General features: G+C 72.5%; 22 protein-coding genes. 12 read left to right on the top strand and 10 right to left on the bottom strand.

Features of this window, described 5'->3' with window-relative positions; translation table 11 throughout:
• Positions 1-70 precede the first annotated feature (70 nt).
• The gene (locus tag ASG70_RS06810) at positions 71-928 is read left to right on the top strand and encodes a PaaX family transcriptional regulator C-terminal domain-containing protein (protein ID WP_056883064.1); all 858 of its coding nucleotides are present in this window, start codon (positions 71-73) and stop codon (positions 926-928) included.
• Here the strand turns inward: ASG70_RS06810 and ASG70_RS06805 are convergent.
• On the bottom strand, positions 894-1,325 hold the full coding sequence (locus ASG70_RS06805; protein ID WP_056883063.1) for a RidA family protein: 432 nt from the start codon (positions 1,323-1,325) through the stop codon (positions 894-896). The two genes, ASG70_RS06810 and ASG70_RS06805, sit on opposite strands and share 35 nt — an antisense overlap.
• 89 nt (positions 1,326-1,414) lie before the next feature.
• Here ASG70_RS06805 and ASG70_RS06800 point away from each other — a divergent pair, with 89 nt between their 5' ends.
• From ASG70_RS06800 to nhaA, 7 genes are all read left to right on the top strand, one after another.
• Positions 1,415-2,248: a fumarylacetoacetate hydrolase family protein gene (locus ASG70_RS06800; RefSeq protein ID WP_056883062.1), complete on the top strand. Its 834-nt coding sequence runs from the start codon at positions 1,415-1,417 to the stop codon at positions 2,246-2,248.
• A gap of 78 nt (positions 2,249-2,326) precedes the next feature.
• Complete coding sequence (locus ASG70_RS06795; RefSeq protein ID WP_056883061.1) at positions 2,327-2,812, top strand: cupin domain-containing protein; 486 nt, start codon at positions 2,327-2,329, stop codon at positions 2,810-2,812.
• Complete coding sequence (locus ASG70_RS06790) at positions 2,809-3,735, top strand: acyl-CoA thioesterase II (RefSeq protein ID WP_056883060.1); 927 nt, start codon at positions 2,809-2,811, stop codon at positions 3,733-3,735. Before ASG70_RS06795 ends, ASG70_RS06790 begins: the two co-directional genes overlap by 4 nt.
• On the top strand, positions 3,735-5,414 hold the full coding sequence (locus ASG70_RS06785; RefSeq protein WP_056883059.1) for an AMP-binding protein: 1,680 nt from the start codon (positions 3,735-3,737) through the stop codon (positions 5,412-5,414). Before ASG70_RS06790 ends, ASG70_RS06785 begins: the two co-directional genes overlap by 1 nt.
• Entirely contained in the window at positions 5,411-7,840 is a 2,430-nt protein-coding gene (locus tag ASG70_RS06780; RefSeq protein WP_056883058.1) for a bifunctional salicylyl-CoA 5-hydroxylase/oxidoreductase, read from the top strand. Before ASG70_RS06785 ends, ASG70_RS06780 begins: the two co-directional genes overlap by 4 nt.
• Complete coding sequence (locus ASG70_RS06775) at positions 7,837-8,271, top strand: thioesterase family protein (RefSeq protein ID WP_235531377.1); 435 nt, start codon at positions 7,837-7,839, stop codon at positions 8,269-8,271. The genes ASG70_RS06780 and ASG70_RS06775 overlap by 4 nt, the downstream gene beginning before the upstream one ends.
• A gap of 154 nt (positions 8,272-8,425) precedes the next feature.
• Positions 8,426-9,754, top strand: a complete 1,329-nt coding sequence (nhaA, locus tag ASG70_RS06770; protein WP_056883057.1) for a Na+/H+ antiporter NhaA — start codon at positions 8,426-8,428, stop codon at positions 9,752-9,754.
• Here the strand turns inward: nhaA and ASG70_RS06765 are convergent.
• The gene (locus ASG70_RS06765; protein ID WP_056883056.1) at positions 9,736-11,025 is read right to left on the bottom strand and encodes an SLC13 family permease; all 1,290 of its coding nucleotides are present in this window, start codon (positions 11,023-11,025) and stop codon (positions 9,736-9,738) included. The two genes, nhaA and ASG70_RS06765, sit on opposite strands and share 19 nt — an antisense overlap.
• A complete protein-coding gene (locus ASG70_RS06760; RefSeq protein ID WP_056883055.1) occupies positions 11,022-11,537 on the bottom strand; it encodes a CBS domain-containing protein in 516 nt (171 codons plus the stop codon). Before ASG70_RS06760 ends, ASG70_RS06765 begins: the two co-directional genes overlap by 4 nt.
• 126 nt (positions 11,538-11,663) lie before the next feature.
• Between ASG70_RS06760 and ASG70_RS06755 the strand changes: the two genes are divergently transcribed.
• Together ASG70_RS06755 and ASG70_RS06750 are read left to right on the top strand one after the other, a co-directional pair.
• Positions 11,664-12,062: a phage holin family protein gene (locus tag ASG70_RS06755; protein WP_056883054.1), complete on the top strand. Its 399-nt coding sequence runs from the start codon at positions 11,664-11,666 to the stop codon at positions 12,060-12,062.
• Between the two features lie 132 nt (positions 12,063-12,194).
• On the top strand, positions 12,195-13,109 hold the full coding sequence (locus ASG70_RS06750; RefSeq protein ID WP_056883262.1) for an alpha/beta fold hydrolase: 915 nt from the start codon (positions 12,195-12,197) through the stop codon (positions 13,107-13,109).
• 43 nt (positions 13,110-13,152) lie between these two features.
• On the opposite strand, the gene ASG70_RS06745 is transcribed toward ASG70_RS06750, so the two are convergent.
• The 3 genes from ASG70_RS06745 to nth are packed head-to-tail and all read right to left on the bottom strand — an operon-like array spanning position 13,153 to position 15,794.
• Complete coding sequence (locus ASG70_RS06745) at positions 13,153-14,364, bottom strand: MarP family serine protease (protein ID WP_056883053.1); 1,212 nt, start codon at positions 14,362-14,364, stop codon at positions 13,153-13,155.
• A complete protein-coding gene (locus ASG70_RS06740; protein WP_235531376.1) occupies positions 14,365-15,063 on the bottom strand; it encodes a CoA pyrophosphatase in 699 nt (232 codons plus the stop codon).
• A complete protein-coding gene (gene nth / locus ASG70_RS06735) occupies positions 15,060-15,794 on the bottom strand; it encodes an endonuclease III (protein ID WP_082590217.1) in 735 nt (244 codons plus the stop codon). Before nth ends, ASG70_RS06740 begins: the two co-directional genes overlap by 4 nt.
• 163 nt (positions 15,795-15,957) lie before the next feature.
• On the opposite strand from nth, the gene ASG70_RS06730 reads away from it, so the two are divergent.
• Positions 15,958-16,635 carry a Crp/Fnr family transcriptional regulator gene (locus ASG70_RS06730; protein ID WP_056883052.1) on the top strand — a complete coding sequence of 226 codons (678 nt, stop codon included), beginning with the start codon at positions 15,958-15,960 and terminating at the stop codon, positions 16,633-16,635.
• 9 nt (positions 16,636-16,644) lie between these two features.
• Here the strand turns inward: ASG70_RS06730 and ASG70_RS06725 are convergent, their stop codons facing one another.
• The 4 genes from ASG70_RS06725 to ASG70_RS19220 are packed head-to-tail and all read right to left on the bottom strand — an operon-like array spanning position 16,645 to position 18,957.
• Positions 16,645-17,469 carry an MBL fold metallo-hydrolase gene (locus tag ASG70_RS06725; protein ID WP_056883051.1) on the bottom strand — a complete coding sequence of 275 codons (825 nt, stop codon included), beginning with the start codon at positions 17,467-17,469 and terminating at the stop codon, positions 16,645-16,647.
• Complete coding sequence (locus ASG70_RS06720; protein WP_082590215.1) at positions 17,466-18,302, bottom strand: hypothetical protein; 837 nt, start codon at positions 18,300-18,302, stop codon at positions 17,466-17,468. The genes ASG70_RS06725 and ASG70_RS06720 overlap by 4 nt, the downstream gene beginning before the upstream one ends.
• A 19-nt stretch (positions 18,303-18,321) precedes the next feature.
• Positions 18,322-18,798, bottom strand: coding sequence for a RidA family protein (locus ASG70_RS06715; protein ID WP_056883050.1), 477 nt, complete (start codon positions 18,796-18,798; stop codon positions 18,322-18,324).
• Between the two features lie 3 nt (positions 18,799-18,801).
• Positions 18,802-18,957, bottom strand: a complete 156-nt coding sequence (locus ASG70_RS19220) for a DUF4177 domain-containing protein (protein ID WP_140742397.1) — start codon at positions 18,955-18,957, stop codon at positions 18,802-18,804.
• A 35-nt stretch (positions 18,958-18,992) separates the two neighbouring features.
• On the opposite strand from ASG70_RS19220, the gene ASG70_RS06710 reads away from it, so the two are divergent.
• Positions 18,993-19,766, top strand: coding sequence for a S9 family peptidase (locus tag ASG70_RS06710; protein ID WP_056883049.1), 774 nt, complete (start codon positions 18,993-18,995; stop codon positions 19,764-19,766).
• Positions 19,767-19,770 lie beyond the last annotated feature (4 nt).

Genomic DNA, 19,770 nt, shown 5'->3' with positions numbered 1-19,770 from the left:
ACCGTCCGGCAAGGGGCCGCACCCGCGGTCGGCACGGGACCACGCCGCGCCGCCGGATACATTGCCTCCCGTGACGACGACGGAGCTCGAGGGCGGCAGCGAACGGGGACCCCTGCCGCCGCGCGCGCTCATCGTCACCATGCTCGGCCTCTACGTCCGCGAGTTCGGCGGCTGGATCAGCGTGAGCGCCCTGATCCGCCTCATGGCGGCGGCCGGTGTCGACGAGCAGGCCGTGCGGTCGTCGCTGTCGCGGCTCAAGCGCCGCGGCATCGTCGAGGCGGAGCGCCGCGGTGGCGTCGCCGGCTACGCCCTGTCGGAGTACGCCCGCGCGGTGCTCGAGGTCGGCGACCGCCGGATCTTCGCCCGCCGCGAGCAGCAGGCGCACGACTGGGTGGTGGTCGTCTTCTCCGTGCCCGAGTCGGAGCGGCAGAAGCGGCATGCGCTGCGATCGCGCCTGTCCTGGCTCGGTTTCGGCACGGTGTCGTCGGGGGTGTGGATCGCCCCCGGGCACCTCGCCGACGACGCGCGCGAGGTGCTGCTGGGCGACGGGCTCCACCCGTACGTCGACCTCTTCCGCGCGGAGTACCTCGCCTTCGGCGACCCGGCGGCCAAGGTCGCCCAGTGGTGGGACCTCGTGACGCTGGAGCAGCTCTACACCGACTTCCTCGAGGCCCACGAGCCCGCCCGGCAGGCGTGGGCCGCCCGACGAGAGGTGCCGTCCGGGCCGGACGCGTTCGCCGACTACGTGCGCGCCCTCACGGCGTGGCGCCGGCTTCCCTACCTCGACCCGGGCCTGCCCACAGACCTGCTGCCCGCCTCGTGGTCGGGCACGAGGGCGGCCGAGACGTTCTTCGCCCTGCACCGCGTGCTCGCGGGCCCGGCCCACGACTTCGTCACCGCGGAGGCAGGAGCCGCTCGTCAGGGATGACGGCGACGCCGACGATCTCGATGAGGGCCTCGGGCTGCCACAGCGCCGTCGTGCCGATGCCGGCCATCGCGGGGTAGACCGGCCCGGCCAGCTCGCGCCAGGCGCGGCCGATCTCGCGCCCGTGCGCCTGGTAGTCCGGGATGTCGGTGAGGTAGATCGTGATGCTCACGAGGTCCTCGGGCACACCGCCGGCCTCGGCCAGGGTCGCCAGGACGTTGGAGAACGCCTGCCGGAACTGCTCGACGATCCCGCCCGGCACGATCTGCATCTGCGCGTCGAGCGCCGTCTGCCCTCCGAGGTACAACGTGTTGCCCGACAGCGTCCCGTGCGAGTAGCCGCTCGGCGTCGGCAGCGAGGCGGGGTTGACGGGGACCGGGGTGAGCGGGTGGGCGGACATCGGACCTCCAGGTCGGTGGGCGTGCTCCGGTGGTCCTCGAGCCTAGCGGACCTATTGACGTTTGACGACGGTCGTGAAAATCTCGCTATATGCAGCTCGGCACCGTCGCCCATGCCGGCACCACCCGTGCCGCCGCCCTCACCGACGACGGCTGGCGCGCGCTCCTGCTGCCCGGGACGGACCGGTATGCCGCGGACCTGTCCGCCTTCCTCGCCGCCGGCGGCACCCTCGACCCGGCCACGCTGACCGGCGACGTCCTCGACGGCGCCGAGCCGCTGGCCCCCCTTCCCCACCCCGGCAAGGTCATCTGCTGCGGACTCAACTACGGGGAGCACATCCGCGAGACCGGCCGCGACCTGCCCAGCCACCCCACGCTCTTCGCGAAGTACGCCGACAGCCTGGTCGGCCCCACCGACGACGTCCGGCTCCTCGCCGGCACCGACGTCGACTGGGAGGCCGAGCTCGCCGTGGTCGTCGGCACGACCCTCAGGGGCGCCGACCGGGCGACCGCCACGGCCGCCATCGCCGGCTACACGGTGGCCAACGACGTCTCGGTGCGCGATTGGCAGTACCGCACGCTGCAGTGGTTCCAGGGCAAGGCGTGGGACGGCTCCACGCCCACCGGCCCCGTCGTCGTGACGCCTGACGAGGTCGACCCCACTGCGGGCCTCACGGTCACCTGCCGGGTCAACGGCGAGGAGGTGCAGCGCGACAGCACCGCGACCCTGGTCTTCGACGCCGCCGACCTGCTCGCCTACATCTCGACCTTCACGGTGCTGCGCCCCGGCGACCTGGTCCTCACCGGCACCCCCGGCGGGGTCGGCGTCGCCCGCGACCCGAAGCGCTTCCTCAGCGACGGCGACGTCCTCGAGACCGAGATCGAGGGAATCGGCCTGCTGCGCAACACCATCCGCCTGACCTGACCGACGACCGCGGCGACCACCCGAACCAGCACCCAGACCACCGCCCAGACCACTGCCCGGACCGACGAAGGAGCCCCCGTGGAACCCGACTTCAGCAAGTACCAGCTCGAGGGCGACCCCTCGGCCTGGGCGAACGAGAACGGCCTGGTCGTCCCCGTCGTCACCCGCGGCGGCTCCGAGGGTGGTGACACCGGGCAGTCCGGTGGCGCCAGCCGGATCTCCGGCGTCAGCATCCAGCACACCCCGGCGAAGCGGCTGTGGTTCGGCAAGGTGAGCAACGAGGCCGGCTACCGCTCGGTCCCCCACCACCACGGCGAGGCCGAGACCGGCGGCTACGTGCTGTCCGGCCGCGCCCGGATCTACTTCGGCGGGCGCTTCGAGGACTACATCGACATGGCCGAGGGCGACTGGGTCTTCGTGCCGCCGTTCATGCCGCACGTCGAGTGCAACCTCGACCGCAACAACCCCCTGACCTGGATGACCACCCGCACGCCGGAGAACATCGTCGTCAACCTCCCGCAGGTCGACGACGCCGACCTGCGGCACTGGGCGGACCGCCCGTGACGCACCCGACGTCCGAGGTCGTCACGAACGCCCTGGCCCTCGAACCCGTTGCGGCGCAGCACTTCGACGTCGCGTTCACCGCGACCACCCAGCCGTGCCCGTGGCCCAAGGCGTACGGCGGCGACATGGTCGCCCAGGCCGCGGCCGCAGCCATGCTGACGGTGACCGACGGCAAGACCATGCACTCGATGCACAGCTACTTCATGCGCCCGGTCGACATCGGTGCCCCCGTCACCTACGAGGTCGAGGTCCTGCGCGACGGCCGCGGCTACGCCACCCGGCAGGTGCGGGCGTTCCAGAACGGCAAGCCCGCCTACACGTGCCTCGTCGGCTTCGCCGCCGGGGAGGACGGAGGCCGGTACGCCGCGTCGGCACCGGCCGACGTCCCCGCACCGGACACGCTGCCCAGCTCCGCGGCATACCTCGCCGACCGCGAGCCGGGGGACGGCTCGACGATGACCGGGGAGTCCAAGGCGTACTGGTCGGGCGGGCGCAGCTTCGACATGCGCCACGTGCCCGGACCGGTCTACCTGGAGGTCGACGGCGGCAGCGCGCCGCACCAGGCGTTGTGGGTCAAGCCGTTCGACGCCCTGCGCCCGGTCGACGGGCTCACCGACAGCCAGCGCGACCTCGCCGCCCTCGCCTACGTCTGCGACTACACGATCCTCGAGCCGGTGCTGCGCGTCCTCGACCTGCCCTGGGCGCAGCCCGGTCTGGTGACCGCCAGCCTCGACCACGCCATGTGGTTCCACCGGCCGCCGGCACCGGGTGCCCTCGACGGCTGGCTGCTCTACGCGCAGGAGGCGGTGGCCGCCGACTCCGGTCGCGGTGTCGGCCTCGGCCGCTTCTTCACCCCCGACGGTGAGCACCTCGCCACCGTCGTCCAGGAAGGCATGATCCGCGCCACCTCCGGAGGTCACTGATGTCGACCACGCCACACGCCGCCGACGCGACGGCCACGCTCTCGCCGAGCGGGCACACCGACACCTTCGCGCGAGACCACCTCCCGCCGATGGCGCAGTGGCCCACGCTCGAGTTCACGACGCCGGACCTGCAGTACCCCGAACGGCTGAACGCCGCCGTCGAGCTCCTCGACGCGACGGTGGCCACCCACGGGCCGGACCGGCCGGCCCTGCGCACCCCTGACGGCACGGTGTGGACCTACGGCGAGCTGCTGCGGACCGTCGACCAGGTCGCCGCCGTCCTCACCGAGGACCTCGGGCTCGTGCCCGGCAACCGCGTCCTGCTGCGCTCCCCCAACAACCCCTGGACCGTCGCCGCCTGGCTCGGCACGCTGAAGGCCGGCGGCGTGGTCGTCACCACGATGGCCGCGCTGCGCGCCCGGGAGCTCGGCCCGGTCGTGGAGAAGACGCGCCCCGCCGTGGCCCTGGTCGACCACCGCTTCACCGAGGACGTCGAGACCGTCCGCGACACCGTGGCCCCGGGCCTCGTGGTCGTGCCCTACGGCGGCGACACCGACGACGACCTCACCCGACGGGTCACCGCCAAGTCCGGCAGCTACACGGCCGTCGACACCGCCGCCGACGACGTCGCCCTCTTCGGACCCACCTCCGGCAGCACCGGCGTCCCGAAGGTCACCACGCACTTCCACCGCGACGTGCTCTCGATCGACAACACCTTCGGCCGCCACGTCCTGCGCCTGCAGCCCGACGACGTCGTCGCCTGCACCGCGCCGTTCGCCTTCACGTTCGGGCTGGGCATGCTCGTGGTGTTCACCCTGCGGGCCGGGGCGTGCGCGCTGCTCACCGAGGCAGCCACCCCCGCCCAGCTCGCCGAGCTCGTCGAGGAGCACGGGGTCACCGTCCTCGCGACCGCGCCGACGGCCTACAAGCAGATCATCAAGGCCGGCCACCTGCCCAGGCTCAAGGGCCTGCGGGCCGCGGTCAGCGCCGGCGAGCACATCGCCCAAGAGGTCTGGGAGGCGATCCGTGCCGAGCTCGGGCTGGCCATCATCGACGGGATCGGCGCGACCGAGATGCTGCACATCTTCATCTCCGCGGCCGGCGACGACATCCGCCCCGGCAGCACCGGAAGACCCGTGCCCGGCTACCGCGCCACGATCCTCGGCGCCGACGACGAGCCGGTCCCGCCCGGCACCGAGGGCAGGCTCGCGGTCATCGGGCCGGTCGGCTGCCGCTACCTCGACGACGACCGGCAGCTCGGCTACGTCGTCAACGGCTGGAACGTCACCGGCGACACGTTCGTGCAGGACGAGGACGGCTACTTCTTCTACCGGGCCCGCACCGACAGCATGATCGTCAGCTCCGGCTACAACATCGGCGCCCCCGAGGTCGAGGCCGCCATCGACGGGCACCCCGACGTCGTCGAGGCCGGTGTCGTGGGCGAGCCCGACCCCGAGCGCGGCTCGATCGTCAGCGCGTTCGTCGTCCTGCGCGAGGGCGTGGTCGGCGACGACGCGAAGGCCCGCGAGATCCAGGACCACGTCAAGGCGACGCTGGCGCCGTACAAGTACCCACGCCGCGTCCGCTTCGTCGACCAGCTGCCGCGCAACACCAGCGGCAAGCTCCAGCACTTCAAGCTGCGCGAGCAGGCCGTCCGCACCGGGCAGGAGTCGTCATGAGGATCGCGATCGTGGGCGGGGGGCCCGGCGGCCTCTACCTCGCCGCCCTGATGAAGCAGCTCGACACCGGCCACGAGGTGACGGTCTGGGAGCGCAACGCCCCCGACGACACCTTCGGGTTCGGGGTGGTGTTCTCCGACGAGACCCTCGGCGGCATCGAGAGCGCCGACACCGCGATCTACGGCGCCATGGAGCGGCAGTTCGCGCGCTGGACCGACATCGACGTGGCCGTCGACGGGCGCTCCTCCACCATCGGCGGGCAGGGCTTCGCGGCGATGAGCCGCAAGGAGCTGCTCCGCATCCTGCAGGCCCGGGTGGCGGAGCTGGGTGTGGAGGTCCACTACCGCACCGAGGCGCCGGACACCGACCGGCTCCGCGCCGAGTACGACCTGGTCGTCGCCTCCGACGGGCTGAACTCGCAGGTGCGGACCCGCTACGCCGACGCGTTCGGGCCCAGCCTCGACCGCCGCCACAACAAGTACATCTGGTTCGGCACGGACCTGGTCTTCGAGGCCTTCCAGTTCATCGTCCGCAACACCGGGTTCGGGACGATGCAGATCCACGGATACCCCTACTCCGACAAGGGATCCACGTTCATCGTGGAGATGCACGAGGACGTGTGGCGCCGGGCCGGCTTCGACCGTACCGAGCACGAGGTGTTCCCTCCCGGGGTGTCCGACGAGCACGCCGTGCAGCGGGTCGCCGAGATCTTCGCCGACGACCTCGGCGGCCACCACATCCTCACCAACAACTCCAAGTGGCTGAGCTTCACCACGGTCCGCAACGAGAAGTGGCACGACGACAACGTCGTCCTGCTCGGCGACGCCGCCCACACGGCGCACTTCTCCATCGGCTCCGGCACCAAGCTCGCCATGGAGGACGCCCTGGCCCTCGCCGCCTGCCTGCACGAGCACGACACCGTGCCCAAAGCCCTTGCGGCATACCAGGAGGAGCGCAAGCCGGTCGTCGAGTCGACCCAGCGCGCGGCGCAGGCCAGCCTCGAGTGGTTCGAGAACATCGGCATGTACGCGGGGCAGGACCACGACGAGTTCGTCTTCAACCTGCTCACCCGCTCGCGCCGGATCACCTTCGAGAACCTCAAGGACCGCGACGCCGAGTTCGCCGCCCGCATCCAGGCCGCGTTCGCACGAGGAGCTGCGGTCGGCGATGGCGAGGTCGACGGGAGCGGGGTCGACGAGGCCGCGCCGGCGATGTTCCAGCCGACGCGGATCGGCGCGCTGGAGCTCAAGAACCGCGTCATCCTCTCGCCCATGGACATGTACTCCGCGGTCGACGGCGTGCCCGGCGAGTTCCACCTCGTGCACCTCGGGTCCAAGGCGCTCGGCGGCGCGGGCCTCGTGATGTCGGAGATGACCTGTGTGTCGCCCGAGGGCCGGATCACCCTGGGCTGCCCCGGCTTGTGGAACGACGAGCAGCGCGACGCCTGGGCCCGGATCACGGCGTTCGTCCACGAGCGCAGCACCGGCAGGATCGGCCTGCAGCTCGGCCACTCGGGGCGCAAGGGCTCGACCAAGCTCATGTGGGACGGCATGGACGAGCCCCTCGCCCAGGACAACTGGGAGGTCGTCGGCCCGTCCGCGCTCCCCTACGGCGACGGCTGCCACGTTCCACGCGAGATGACGCGCGACGACATGGACCAGGTGGTCGCCGACTTCCGTGACGCAGCGCGCCGGGGTGTGGAGGCCGGGTTCGACCTCGTCGAGGTGCACGCCGCCCACGGCTACCTGCTCTCGTCGTTCCTGTCGCCGATCTCCAACGTCCGCACCGACGAGTACGGCGGCTCGCTCGAGAACCGCCTGCGCTTCCCCCTCGAGGTGTTCGACGCCGTACGCGGCGTGGTCCCCGACCACGTGCCCGTGACCGTGCGCATCTCGGCCACCGACTGGGCGCCGGACGGCAACACCGAGCACGACGCGGTCGAGATCGCGCGGGCCTTCATCGAGCACGGCGCAGCTGCCATCGACGTCTCGTCGGGGCAGGTGACCAAGGACGAGAAGCCGGCGTTCGGGCGGTCCTACCAGACGCCGTTCGCCGACCGGATCCGTCACGAGGTCGCCCGCCCGGCCGGGGTGGCGGTCATCGCGGTCGGGGCGATCTCGTCGCACGACGACGTCAACTCGATCCTGCTCGCCGGACGCGCCGACCTGTGCGCGCTCGGCCGGACCCACCTCTACGACCCCCAGTGGACCCTGCACGCAGCAGCGGAGCAGGACTACGCGGGACCCGCTGCCGAGTGGCCGGTGCAGTGGCAGGCCGGCCGGCGGCGGCCGCCGACGTCACGCACCGACAAGGTGCCGCCGCGCCTGGCGCTCCTGCGTGAGGGCGACTCGGGCGACGTGCACCTGCGGTGGCGGCCGGGGTCGGTGGGGGCGGCCGAGGCGGCTCCTGAGACCGTGTCGGCGTGACCGCACTGGACCGTCCCGTCATCGCGAGCGCCACCCTGCGTTCGCGCATCGAGTGGGTCGACACCGATGCAGCCGGGATCTACCACAACAGCACCGTGCTGCGGCTGGTCGAGTCCGTCGAGGCGTCACTGACGCGCGAGCGGGGCCTCGACGGCTACTTCCCCGTGGCCCCGAGGGTGCGCTACGAGGCCGACTTCGAGGCGCCCCTGTTCTTCGGCCAGGAGGTGACGACGACCGTGTCGGTGACCGAGCTCGGGACCTCCTCGATGACCTTCGAGTTCGAGGTCTGGGGCGAGGAGTTCGAGGGCGCGCCCCGCGAGCGCGCCGTACGCGGCCGCTACGTCACCGTGCACCTCGACCGCACCGGGCCGGGGCGCCCGTCGAGCGCGCCCTGGCCGGCCGAGTGGGTCGAGCGGCTCACCGCCCGCTGAGCCACGGGGCGCCAGTGGTCCCGCGAGCTGGTCGCGGGAGCACCGCGCCGGCCGCGCCGGATACCCTTGGTGCTGGTGAGCCGGGAAGTCTGGTCGGCGTCGCTGCCCCAGCGAGTGGCAGCGTCTTGTTCCTCGCCGACCAAGGAAGGCCTCCGTGAGCCTGAACCCCCTGCGCCCGCGCCTCTTCGCCCGCTCGACCTGGCAGGAGGCGCAGTACGTCGCCAGAGCCCTGCGGACCGAGACCGTCGGCGGCGCCATCCTGCTCGTGGCGGCCGTCGCCGCGCTCGTCTGGGCCAACACCCCGTGGCACGAGACGTACGAGGGACTCCGGGACTTCACCATCGGTCCGCACGTCCTGCACCTCGATCTCACGCTCGGGACCTGGGCAGCCGACGGGCTGCTGGCGATCTTCTTCTTCGTGGCAGGCCTCGAGCTCAAGCGGGAGTTCCTCGTGGGTGACCTGCGCATCCCCGCCAAGGCGGCCGTGCCCGTCGCCGCGGCCCTGTGCGGGGTGGCGGTCCCTGCCATCGTGTACGCCGTCACCGTCACCGGCCTGGGAGCGGACGCAGACGCCCTGGGTGGGTGGGCGATCCCGACGGCCACCGACATCGCCTTCGCCCTGGCGGTCCTCGCGGTCGTGGGGACGCACCTTCCATCGGCCCTGCGCAGCTTCCTGCTGACCCTGGCCGTGGTGGACGACCTGGTCGCCATCAGCATCATCGCCATCTTCTACACCAGCGACCTCGACCTCCCGATGCTCGCGCTGGCAGCCATCCCCCTGGCCGCGTTCGCCTTTCTCGTCCAGCGGCGCATCACCCACTGGTGGCTGCTGGTACCGCTGGGCGTCGCCGTCTGGGCGCTGGTCCACGCGTCCGGCATCCACGCCACGGTTGCCGGCGTCCTCATGGGGCTGACCGTGCCGGTCCGGCCGCGGCGTAGTGTCCCCCGGGCGAGCACGCTCGACGCCTCCGCCGATGTCGCCCACCACTTCGAGCACCGCCTGCGCCCCCTGTCCTCAGGCGTGGCGGTCCCCGTCTTCGCGTTCTTCGCTGCCGGCGTCACGGTCGTCGGCAGCAACCTGGGCGCGGCGGTCACCGACGCCGTGGTCCTGGGTGCCGTCGCCGGCCTGGTCCTGGGCAAGCTCGTCGGGGTGTTCGCCGGGACCTGGGCCGTGGCCCGCTTCACCCGGGCCCGGCTCGATGACGACCTGTCCTGGTGGGACGTGCTCGGCCTCTCCCTGCTGGCGGGCGTGGGGTTCACGGTCTCGCTGCTCATCAGCGAGCTGGCCTTCGCCGACCAGACCGACCGGCTCGAGCACGCGAAGCTGGCCGTCCTGATCGGGTCGGTGGTCTCGGCGTCCTTGGCAGCGCTCGTGCTGCGCCGCAGGAACACGGTGTACCGGCGTCTGGAGGAGGAGGAGGCGCTGGACTCCGACGGGGACGGGGTGCCCGACTGCTTCGAGCCTCAGGCCAGCACGAAGTAGCGGAGCCAGAGGTAGGCCCACGAGAGCGTGACCGTGGCCGACGTGACCACCAGTCCGTACTTGGTGAACTGCCAGAAGCTGATGCGGTGGCCGTTGCGCGCCGCGATCCCGAGGATCACGACGTTGGCGCTGGCACCCACGGCCGTGGAGTTGCCCCCGAGGTCGGCGCCCAGGCCGAGGGCCCACCAGAGAGCCTGGTGCTGCGCGTCAGTGCTCTTCCCGACGAGGTCCTGGATGACCGGCGCCAAGGTCGCGACGTAGGGGATGTTGTCCACCATCCCGGACAGCACGGCGGACCCGCCCAGGACCACGCTCGTCGCCAGCAGCAGCCGGTCACCGACCGCCTCCGTGAGCGCATGGCCCACTGACCCGACCACACCGACCTCGACGAGCGCTCCCACCATGACGAAGAGGCCACCGAAGAAGACGAGCGTCGACCACTCCACCTCACCGAGGTACTCACCCGGTTCCAGCCTGGACACGGCCACCGCCGCCCCGGCGCCCAAGAGGGCCACGATCGAGGGTTCGAGGTGGAGCGCGGAGTGGGAGACGAAGCCGACGAGCACCAGACCCAGGATCACCAGGGCCTTCAGCAGCAGCCCCCGGTCCTCGATCGCCTCGCGCTCGTCGAGCTCCATCACCGCCTCGGCCTTCTCGGCGTCATAGGTGAAGCTCCGGCGGAACATGACCCGGCACAGGCCGATGAACACCAGGAGCAGCACCACCACGATGGGCGTCATGTTCAGGACGAAGTCGTTGAACGAGAGCCCCGACCGGCTCGCGATGATGATGTTCGGCGGGTCACCGACGAGGGTGGCGGTCCCGCCGATGTTCGATGCCATTGCCTCGGCGATGAGGAACGGAACCGGGTTGAGCCCCAAGCGGTCGCAGACGAGCAGGGTCACGGGCGCCACGAGCAGGACCGTGGTCACGTTGTCGAGCAGGGCCGATGCCACCGCCGTGATCACCACGAGCATCACCATGACCGCGAAGGGCCGTCCACCCGCACGCTTGGCGGCCCAGATGGCCAGGTACTCGAAGACCCCGGTCTGGCGCAGGACCCCGACGATCACCATCATGCCCAGGAGCAGGAAGACGACGTTCCAGTCGATGCCCGTCTCCTCGCTGAAGAAGGCGGTCTTCGCGTCGACGACCCCGAGCACGACCATGGCTGCCGCGCCCCAGAGGGCCGCCGCGACGCGGTGGATGCGTTCGGTGGCGATGAGGATGTAGGCAGCCGCGAATGCCGCGACGACGAGGTACGTGGTCAACGGAGCTCTGGCTCCCCGTCCGAGGTCGATCCGCGCGGCTCGTCATGACCGGTGGGGTCCGGGGCAGCAGGCAGCAGGGCCCTCAGGAGGCGGCTGACCGTGATCACCCCGAGGACGCGGTCGCCCTCGCTGACGACGGCCAGTGGGCTGCGCATCCTGGCCAGCACCGCTGCCACCTCGATCGACGTCGCATCCGGGTCGACCACGGGCAGCTCGGCGTGGTCATGGGGGTCAGGCAGCAGGTCGCGAACCGTCTTGCCGGACAGCTTGCCGAAGAGCTCGTCGGCTGCCTTCTCGTCGTACACCCTGGCGAGGTGGGGGTCGCTCTGGACGTACACCGGCACCGCGAGGCGCAGCACCTGCGAACCCGGGAGCACGGTGCACGCCCTCCCCCTGTCATCGAGGACGACCAGCCCGGGCCGGCCGCTCTCGGCCATGGTGCGCGCCGCCACCAGTGCGTCGTCGCCGAGGTCGACGGTGGGGAACTCCTGCGCCAGGTCGCGCGCCCTCATCCGCGGTCCCGGGCCTGGTCGTCGGCGTCCACGCGTCGACTGTAACCACCCTCGCCAGGGGGCGGTCTCCCCACCGCACTGGGTAGGGTCGTGACGGCAGGTCCAGCCACACGGAGGAATGACGACATGACCACACCGAACGGTCCCACGCCCGAGCGCACGCTCGGCCAGCTGGTGGCTGACGCCACCCACGACATGTCGACCATCGTCCGCAGCGAGATCGCGCTCGCCAAGGCGGAGATCACGACCGAGGCCAAGACCGCCGGCAAGAGCGCCGCGATGTTCGGTGCCGCAGCGTTCGTCGGGCTGCTCGGCCTCATCTTCTTCTTCCACACCATCGTCGCCGTGCTCGACATCTGGCTGCCCGAGTGGGCCGGCTACCTCATCACCACGGCCCTGCTGTTCGCCGTCGCGGGCATCCTCGCCCTGGTCGGCAAGAACAACATCGCCAAGGTCAACGGCAAACCGGAGCGCACCATCAAGAACGCCCAGGAGACCGTCCAGGCGCTCAAGTCCGGCGACTGAGCCCCTTTCACCCGCGTTTGGGGGCCAGAAGGTGACTTGGGGTTCACCTTCTGGCCCCCAAACGTGTGGACGGCAGTGGGCAGGCGTCCGGGTGCGGGCTCGCGCACCTCGCCGCACGGCATACTCCCCCGCATGAGTCTCGACGCCTCGATGGCGCTCATCGACGGCCCGTGGGAGCACCGCTTCGTCGCGGCCAACGGTGCCCGCTTCCACGTCGCCGAGCAGGGCGAGGGCCCCGTCGTGCTCCTGCTGCACGGTTTCCCGCAGTTCTGGTGGGCCTGGCGCCACCAGATGCAGGCCCTCGCCGACGCCGGCTACCGCGCCTGCGCCATGGACCTGCGCGGGTACGGCGCGTCGGACAAGCCCCCGCGCGGGTACGACACGCGCACCTCCGCCACGGACGTCGCAAGTGTCCTGCGCTCGCTCGGCGCCTCCCGTGCGCCGGTGGTCGGGCACGGCTGGGGCGGCTGGATCGCGTGGAGCATGCCGACGCTGCAGCCGACCGTCACCCGCGCCATCGCGTCGCTGTCGATGCCGCACCCGCTGGTGTTCCGCAGGGCGTCGTTCACCAGTGCCCGGCAGGCCCGGGCCAACGCCTACCTCGCCGGGCTGCAACGACCCTTCGTCCCCGAGCACCAGATGACCGTGCACGGCGGCTACGTGCAGCGCCTGCTGCGCGAGTGGGCCTCCCCCGAGGGGATCTGGCCGTCGCCCGAGGAGGCCCAGGTCTACGCCGACGCGATGGCGCTGCCGTTCGTGGCGCACTCGGCGGCCGAGTACTACCGGTGGCTGGTGCGCAGCCAGGCGCGCCCCGACGGCTGGCGCTTCGCAGCCCGGATGCGGACCCCGATCACCGTCCCGGTGCTGCAGCTGCACGGTGAGCGCGACGGCGCGGTGCTGCCCTCGACGGCCGGCGGGGCGCAGGAGTGGTGCACCGGCCGCCACGAGCGCAGCCTCGTGCCGCGCGCCGGGCACTTCCTGCCCGAGGAGGCGCCCGACGAGGTCAGCGACCGGCTCGTCGGGTGGCTCGACTCGCTCCACGCCTGAGCGCCGCGGTTGCTGCCAGCGAGCGGCGCGGGGGCGGGAGCTCTCAGCCCGCGACGCAGGGACCGGTGTCGACCGGCGAGGACGCGCTGGCCGCGGCGTCGAGCACGGGTCGCGCCTCGTCCATCGTCAGGGCGTAGCCGGTGCTGGCGTCGTCGAGCGACTTGGCGAAGATGACGCCGACGACGCGGCCGTCGGTCGACAGCAGCGGGCCACCGGAGTTGCCCGGACGCACCTGGGCGTAGAGCGAGTAGACCTCGCGGCTGGCGCCGGGACGGCCGTAGATGTCGGAGCCGTGGGCCTGGATGACCTCGCGGACCCGTGCGGCGTCGAGGCGGTAGGGCCCGTCGAGCGGGAAGCCGGCGACCACGCCGCTGTCGCTGCGCTGGAGGTCCTCGCCCTGCCTCAGCGGCTGAGCCGGCAGGTCCGGCACCGACAGCACCGCGAGGTCACGCCTGGCGTCGAAGAGGACGACCCGGCCGGTGTAGGAGCGGCCGGTGCCGTGCACGCGCAGGGTGGCCGACTGCATACCGGCCACGACGTGGGCGTTGGTCACGACCCGTCCGGGTGACACCACCCAGCCACTGCCCTCCTGGCCGCGGTTGCAGGAGGTGGCGACGCCGGTGATCTTGATGACCGAGGCGGCCGCGTCGCGGACCCCCGGCGTCTGCGCGACCCGCTGGTCCGGTGGGGCGACGGGGGCGATGCGCTCGGCCTCGAGCCCGTTGAACACGCGCGGGAAGCCCTCGCGGTCGAGCACCTCCCGGAATCCGGCGAAGAGCCTGGACGTCCCCGGCGGGACCACCCCGTCGATGACGCGCAGGACCCGCGACTCACCGATCGCCCTGGCGATCGGTGCGGGCGCCCCACCGCGCAGGGCGCCGGCGATGAACCACACGAGGACGGCCGCCGACAGCACCACCGCGATCGCACCGAGGCCGGCGTCGAAGACCTGGGCCGGCTTGATCCGCAGTCGCGAGCGCAGCCGTCCGCCGAGGGCCACGGCCAGGGCCTGCCCGGCGGAGGCGACGATGAAGACGCCGGCGATGAGCACCACCGTCCGCAGCAGCGGCGCAGTCTCGAGGTCGCTCCACTGGCTGACCGCCAGCGGCAGCAGCCACATGGCCAGGGCGCCGCCGGCCAGGAACCCGGCCAGCGACATCACGCTGACGACCAGGCCCTGGCGGTAGCCGGTGACGGCGTAGCTGACGAACAGCACCAGCAGCAGGAAATCGAGAAGGGTGAGTCCGAGGAACATTCAGGCTCGGCCTTCCGTCGCGGTCTGGGTCAGGGCGTCCCGCGGGCCACCGGGCCGGTAGCGGTCAGGGAGCGGTCGCTCCACCCCACGGTCCCACGGGATGGTCAGGCCACCGAAATCGAGCACGGCCGACAGCAGGCCGGCAGTGAACCCCCAGACGAACAACCCGTCGAACTCGAACCCCGGGCCGACGTAGCCGCTGGGGTGGGTCACGGTGAACCGGGCCGCCGGGTCGAGCAGGTCGGCCAGCGGGGCGCGCACGGCGCGGTGGACCTCGCCGGGGTCGATGTCGTCGACGTGCCCCGGCTCGCGCCACCACGCGAGGACCGGCGTCACCACGAACCGCCGCGGGCTGAGGTAGATGTCGGGCAGCTCGGCGACCACGTCGATGGTGGCCGGGTCGATCCCGACCTCCTCCTGGGTCTCGCGCAGCGCCGCAGCGGCGTTCGACGCGTCGTGCGGCTCGCGCTTGCCGCCGGGGAAGGAGATGTCGCCCGGCTGGGTGCGCAGGGTGTGGGCGCGCTCGGTGAGCACGACGTCCTCGCCCCCACCCTCGGCCGGTCCGAAGAGCAGCAGCACGCTCGAGCGGCGACCACCGCTGGGCGGTGGGGCGAACCGGTCGAAGAACCCGCGCTCCGCGGCTGCGATCCCCCGGTGGGCGTGGTCGATCCACCCAGGACGCTGGCGACGCTCCGTCACGACGCGTCGGCCGCTTCCGCGCCGCCCGCTGCGGCCACGACGTCGACCGTGCGCGCGGCATACGGGTTGTCGGCCCCCTCGGCCATCTCGAACTTGAGCAGCTTCGCCGCCTTGACGGGGTCGGTCTCGCCGACGCCGTAGGAGGGGCACAGCCGGGCGATCGGGCAGGCACCGCAGGCGGGCTTCCTGGCGTGGCAGGTGCGCCTGCCGTGGAAGATCAGGACGTGGGACAGCATCGTCCACTCCTTGCGGGGGATGAGCCTGCCGACGACCTCCTCGACCTTGACCGGGTCCTCCTCGGCGGTCCAGCCGAACCGGCGCACGAGCCGGCCGAAGTGGGTGTCGACGGTGATGCCGGGGATGCCGAAGGCGTTGCCCAGCACGACGTTGGCGGTCTTGCGCCCGACCCCGGGGAGGGTGACCAGGTCCTTCATCCGCGGGGGCACCTCGCCGTCGAACCGCTCGACGAGGTCGGCGCCGAGCTTCATCACCGAGTTGGTCTTGGCCCGGAAGAACCCGGTGGGCTTGAGCAGCGCCTCCATCTCCTCGCGGTCGGCCCCGGCGAGGGCGGCGGCGTCGGGGTAGCGGGCGAACAGCTGCGGCGTCACCTTGTTGACCATGACGTCGGTCGTCTGCGCGGACAGCACCGTGGCCACGAGCAGCTGCAGCGGGGACTCGAAGTCGAGCTCGCAGTGCGCATAGGGGTAGTGCTCGTGGAGCACGCGGTACATCTTCCGGGCACGCCTGGTCAGGGCGACCGGGGACTCCTCGCGGGGCGAGCTGGCCGCGGCAGGGGCGACGGATCGGGGCACCCGGCCAGCCTACGGGTCGCCGCTGACGAGGGCCCCGGTCACCGGGGACAGCCACCTCCGGCCGCATGGCACACTGTCGCCCGTGGATCACGACGTGGTGAGAAGAGCCCCGCTGTTCGCTGCCCTCGACGAGGAGGCGTCCTCGACGCTGATGCAGTCGATGACCCAGACGCGCCTCGAGCGTGGCGACGTGCTCTTCAACGAGGGCGACCAGGGCGACCGCCTCTACGTCATCCGCGAGGGCAAGATCAAGCTCGGCCGCCGCTCCCCCGACGGCCGCGAGAACCTCGTGGCGATCCTCGGCCCGGGCGAGATGTTCGGCGAGCTCAGCCTGTTCGACCCCGGCCCGCGCACGATGACCGCCACCGCGGTCGCCGAGACCCAGCTGCTCGGCCTCGGCAACGAGGACCTCAACGGCCTCCTCGCGGGCCGCCCCGCCGTCGCGAAGGTCCTGCTGGCCGCCCTGGCCCAGCGCCTGCGCCGCACCAACGAGAACCTCGCCGACCTCGTCTTCACCGACGTCCCCGGTCGCGTGGCCAAGGCGCTGCTCGACCTGTCGGCCCGGTTCGGCCGGCCGGTCGAGGAGGGCATCCTCGTCGCCCACGACCTCACCCAGGAGGAGCTCGCCCAGCTCGTCGGCGCCTCCCGCGAGACGGTCAACAAGGCCCTCGCCGACTTCGCGACCCGGGGCTGGCTGCGCCTCGAGGCCCGCGCCGTCCTGATCCTCGACGTCGAGCGGCTCAAGCGCCGCGCCCGCTAGGTCCGCTCCTCAGGGGCGGGCGCGCAGGTACTCCAGCTGCGCAGCCACGCTCAGCGCTGCCGCCGGCCAGACCTCGCGGGGCACGTCGGCGTACACCCGCTCCACCACGGCCTGCACGGGGTCGTCGGCCTGCGCCGCCCCGTCGGCGAGCGCCTGCCGCACCTGCTCGAGGCGCTCGGCGCGGTGCCGCCGGTAGAACGCGACCATCGCCGCGGCGTCGGGCACGACCGGCCCGTGCCCGGGCAGGATCGAGGTCACCGACCCACCGCCCGTGAGCGCAGCGAGGCGCGCGAGCGAGTCGAGGTATGCAGCGAGCTCGCCGTCGGGGTGCGCGACCACCGTGGTGCCGCGGCCGAGGACGGTGTCGCCGGTGAGCAGGGCGTGGTCGGCGGGCAGCGCGAACGACAGGGAGTCAGAGGTGTGGCCCGGGGTCGCGACGACCCGCAGCTCGAGTCCTCCGGCGCGGACGACGTCGCCGTCACCGAGGTCGTCGTGGCCACGACCCACGGCCCGGGTCGGCGCTCCGGTCAGCTCGGCGAAGCGCTCGGCACCCTCGGCGTGGTCGGCGTGGCCGTGGGTGAGGACGGTCCGGGCGACACGGGCCCCGCGCGCCTCCACCGCGGCGACCACTGCGCGCAGGTGCTCCTCGTGCAGGGGGCCGGGGTCGATGACCACGGCGTCGGTGGCACCGGGCTCGAGCAGGACCCACGTGTTGGTGCCGTCGAGGGTCATGGGCCCGGGGTTGGGGCACAGGACGCACAGCGCCCGTTCGGTGACCTGGCCGCCGGCCCACGCACCGAAGGCGGCTGACGGGGTCGGTGGCGCCTCGCTCATCGCGGCAGGGTCGCCCGCAGGACGACGCCCGACCCGGTGTCGACGAGCTCCGGCTGCACGGTCTCGACGACCGGACGCTCGGCAATGAACTCCGCGGCCGACGAGGCGGCGGCCACCTCCTCCACCGCGACCACGGTGGGCGGGAGCATGAGCGCCTCCCCCTCCCTCCACGCCTGCAGCAGCTCGGCCGGCCGGACCCAGGTGGCGAGGTCGGCCTCCGTCGTCCCGTCGTCGGCCCGGTGCCCGGCGGGCACGGCAGCGGTGAAGAACCGGGTGTCGTAGCGGCGGGCCTCGAACACCGGGGTCACCCAGTGGGCGCGGTAGCCGAGCAGGTCCGAGCGCAGCACGAGGCCGTGCTCCACCAGCACCTCGGACAAGGACGCCTCGCGGTCCAGCAGCCGCCGTCGCTGCTCGCGCCAGTGGTCACTGGCGAGGTCGTCCACGACGGCGTCGGCCGACGGCCCGGCCAGGAGGACGCCGCACTCCTCGAACACCTCGCGGACCGCGGCGGCGACGAGCTCGCGCGCCCGGGCCTCGTCGACCCGCAGGAGCTGCGCCCACGCGGCCGGTGTCGGGCCGGCCCAGGGCAGCTGCCCCTCGGCGTCGCGGGGGTCGACCCCGCCACCGGGGAAGACCATCATCCGCGGCGCGAAGGCCATGGTCGCGACCCGGCGCAGCATGAACACCTCGACCCCGGCCGCCCCGTCGCGGACGAACATGACGGTCGCCGCGAGGCGTGGGTCGGGGGCCGAGGACGGGTCCGGGTCAGCGAGCCACGCGTCGATGCGCGCACGCAGCGACGGTGACTCGCTGACCGGGAAGTCGCGGAGCACCGCGCGGGTCCCGAGGGGCTCAGTCGTCGGCGAGGGCGACGACGATCTCGACCTCGACGGGGGCGTCCAGCGGGAGGACGGCGACGCCGACGGCGGACCGGGCGTGGATGCCCGCGTCGCCGAAGGCCTTGCCCATGAGCTCGCTCGCACCGTTGATGACCCCGGGCTGGCCGGTGAAGGAGGGGTCCGAGGCGACGAACCCGACGAGCTTGACCACCCGGGTCACCTTGTCGAGGTCGCCGACGATGCCCTTGACGGCGGCGATGGCGTTGAGCGCGCAGATCTCCGCGAGCTTCTTCGCGTCGTCGGCGGGCACCAGCCCGTGGCCGTCGCCGACCTTGCCGGTCTGCACCAGCTCACCGGACACCATGGGCAGCTGCCCGGAGGTGTAGATCCGGCGCCCGTCCTGGACGGCCGGGACGTAGGCGGCCACCGGCTTGGCGACCTCGGGGACGGACAGGCCGAGCTCGGCCAGGCGATCTTCGACTGCACTCATTGGTCAGGCCTTCTCCCGCTTCAGGTACGCCACGAGGCCGTTGCCGTCGGGCCCGGTCAGGACCTGCACGAGCTCCCAGCCGTCCTCGCCCCACTGGTCGAGGATCTGCTTGGTCGCGTGGACGATCAGCGGCACGGTCGCGTACTCCCATTTCTGCATGCCCGCAGCCTAGCCACCGCTGGCAGGATGGGCGCATGGCCTCTGTCGGCAGGCGTGACCCCATCCAGGTGCTCGACGAGCGGGCCGCCCCGCCGACGCGCACGACCGCGTACGGCGACCACGAGGTCCAGGTCTACGACGTGCGCCTCCCGGAGCGCGTCACCCGCGCCCTGACCGTCGTCGTCGTGCACGGCGGCTTCTGGCGCCTGGACTACGACCGCGCCCACGCCAGCCGCCAGGCGCAGGCCTTCGCCGACGCCGGCCACCCGACGGCCGTGGTCGAGTACCGCCGGCCCGGGATGACGGGTGGGGGCTGGCCGGGCACCGCGGAGGACCTCGCCGCTGCCGTCGGCGCCATCCGCCGCGACCCCGACCTCGCCCACCCCCTCGTCCTCGTCGGCCACTCCGCCGGCGGGCAGCTCGTCGCGTGGGCCGCGGCGCAGCCGTGGGCCCACGGCCTGCGCGGGGTCGTCAGCCTCGCGGGCGTCCTGGACCTCGCCCACGGCGAGGCCTCCGGGGTGGGCGGCGGCGCCATACCGGCGTTCCTGGGCGGCACCCCCGCGCAGGTGCCGGAGGCCTATGCCGAGGCCGACCCGGCGCGGCTCTCGCCGTCGGTGCCCGTCATCCTCGTGCACGCCGTGGACGACGAGGTGGTGCCGTTCGACCTGACCACCCGGTATGCCGCGCAGCACCGCGGGCCCTCCGTGCGCCTCATGCCGGTGGAGACCGGCGGCCACTACGGGCTGATCGACCCGGAGCACCCGGCGTTCGCCGAGGTCGCCGCGGCCGTGGACCTGCTCGCCTCCTAGGCTG

Origin of the sequence: Phycicoccus sp. Soil748 (assembly GCF_001428025.1) — a bacterium.
Classification (GTDB): Bacteria; Actinomycetota; Actinomycetes; order Actinomycetales; family Dermatophilaceae; genus Pedococcus.
Note: the sequence above shows the minus strand (reverse complement) of the source record. Positions and strands in the feature narration are given on the sequence as shown.

Excerpts from the sequence above, each read along its gene's own strand:
- ASG70_RS06745 (WP_056883053.1), bottom strand. The coding sequence starts at position 14,364 with ATGTTCCTCGGACTCACCCTTCTCGATTTCCTGCTGCTGGTGCTGTTC.
- ASG70_RS06800 (WP_056883062.1), top strand. The coding sequence starts at position 1,415 with ATGCAGCTCGGCACCGTCGCCCATGCCGGCACCACCCGTGCCGCCGCC.
- nth (WP_082590217.1), bottom strand. The coding sequence starts at position 15,794 with ATGTACCGCGTGCTCCACGAGCACTACCCCTATGCGCACTGCGAGCTC.
- ASG70_RS06755 (WP_056883054.1), top strand. The coding sequence starts at position 11,664 with ATGACCACACCGAACGGTCCCACGCCCGAGCGCACGCTCGGCCAGCTG.
- ASG70_RS06715 (WP_056883050.1), bottom strand. The coding sequence starts at position 18,798 with ATGAGTGCAGTCGAAGATCGCCTGGCCGAGCTCGGCCTGTCCGTCCCC.
- ASG70_RS06760 (WP_056883055.1), bottom strand. The coding sequence starts at position 11,537 with ATGAGGGCGCGCGACCTGGCGCAGGAGTTCCCCACCGTCGACCTCGGC.
- ASG70_RS06750 (WP_056883262.1), top strand. The coding sequence starts at position 12,195 with ATGAGTCTCGACGCCTCGATGGCGCTCATCGACGGCCCGTGGGAGCAC.
- ASG70_RS06725 (WP_056883051.1), bottom strand. The coding sequence starts at position 17,469 with ATGAGCGAGGCGCCACCGACCCCGTCAGCCGCCTTCGGTGCGTGGGCC.
- ASG70_RS06710 (WP_056883049.1), top strand. The coding sequence starts at position 18,993 with ATGGCCTCTGTCGGCAGGCGTGACCCCATCCAGGTGCTCGACGAGCGG.
- ASG70_RS06785 (WP_056883059.1), top strand. The coding sequence starts at position 3,735 with ATGTCGACCACGCCACACGCCGCCGACGCGACGGCCACGCTCTCGCCG.
- ASG70_RS19220 (WP_140742397.1), bottom strand. The coding sequence starts at position 18,957 with ATGCAGAAATGGGAGTACGCGACCGTGCCGCTGATCGTCCACGCGACC.
- ASG70_RS06805 (WP_056883063.1), bottom strand. The coding sequence starts at position 1,325 with ATGTCCGCCCACCCGCTCACCCCGGTCCCCGTCAACCCCGCCTCGCTG.
- ASG70_RS06780 (WP_056883058.1), top strand. The coding sequence starts at position 5,411 with ATGAGGATCGCGATCGTGGGCGGGGGGCCCGGCGGCCTCTACCTCGCC.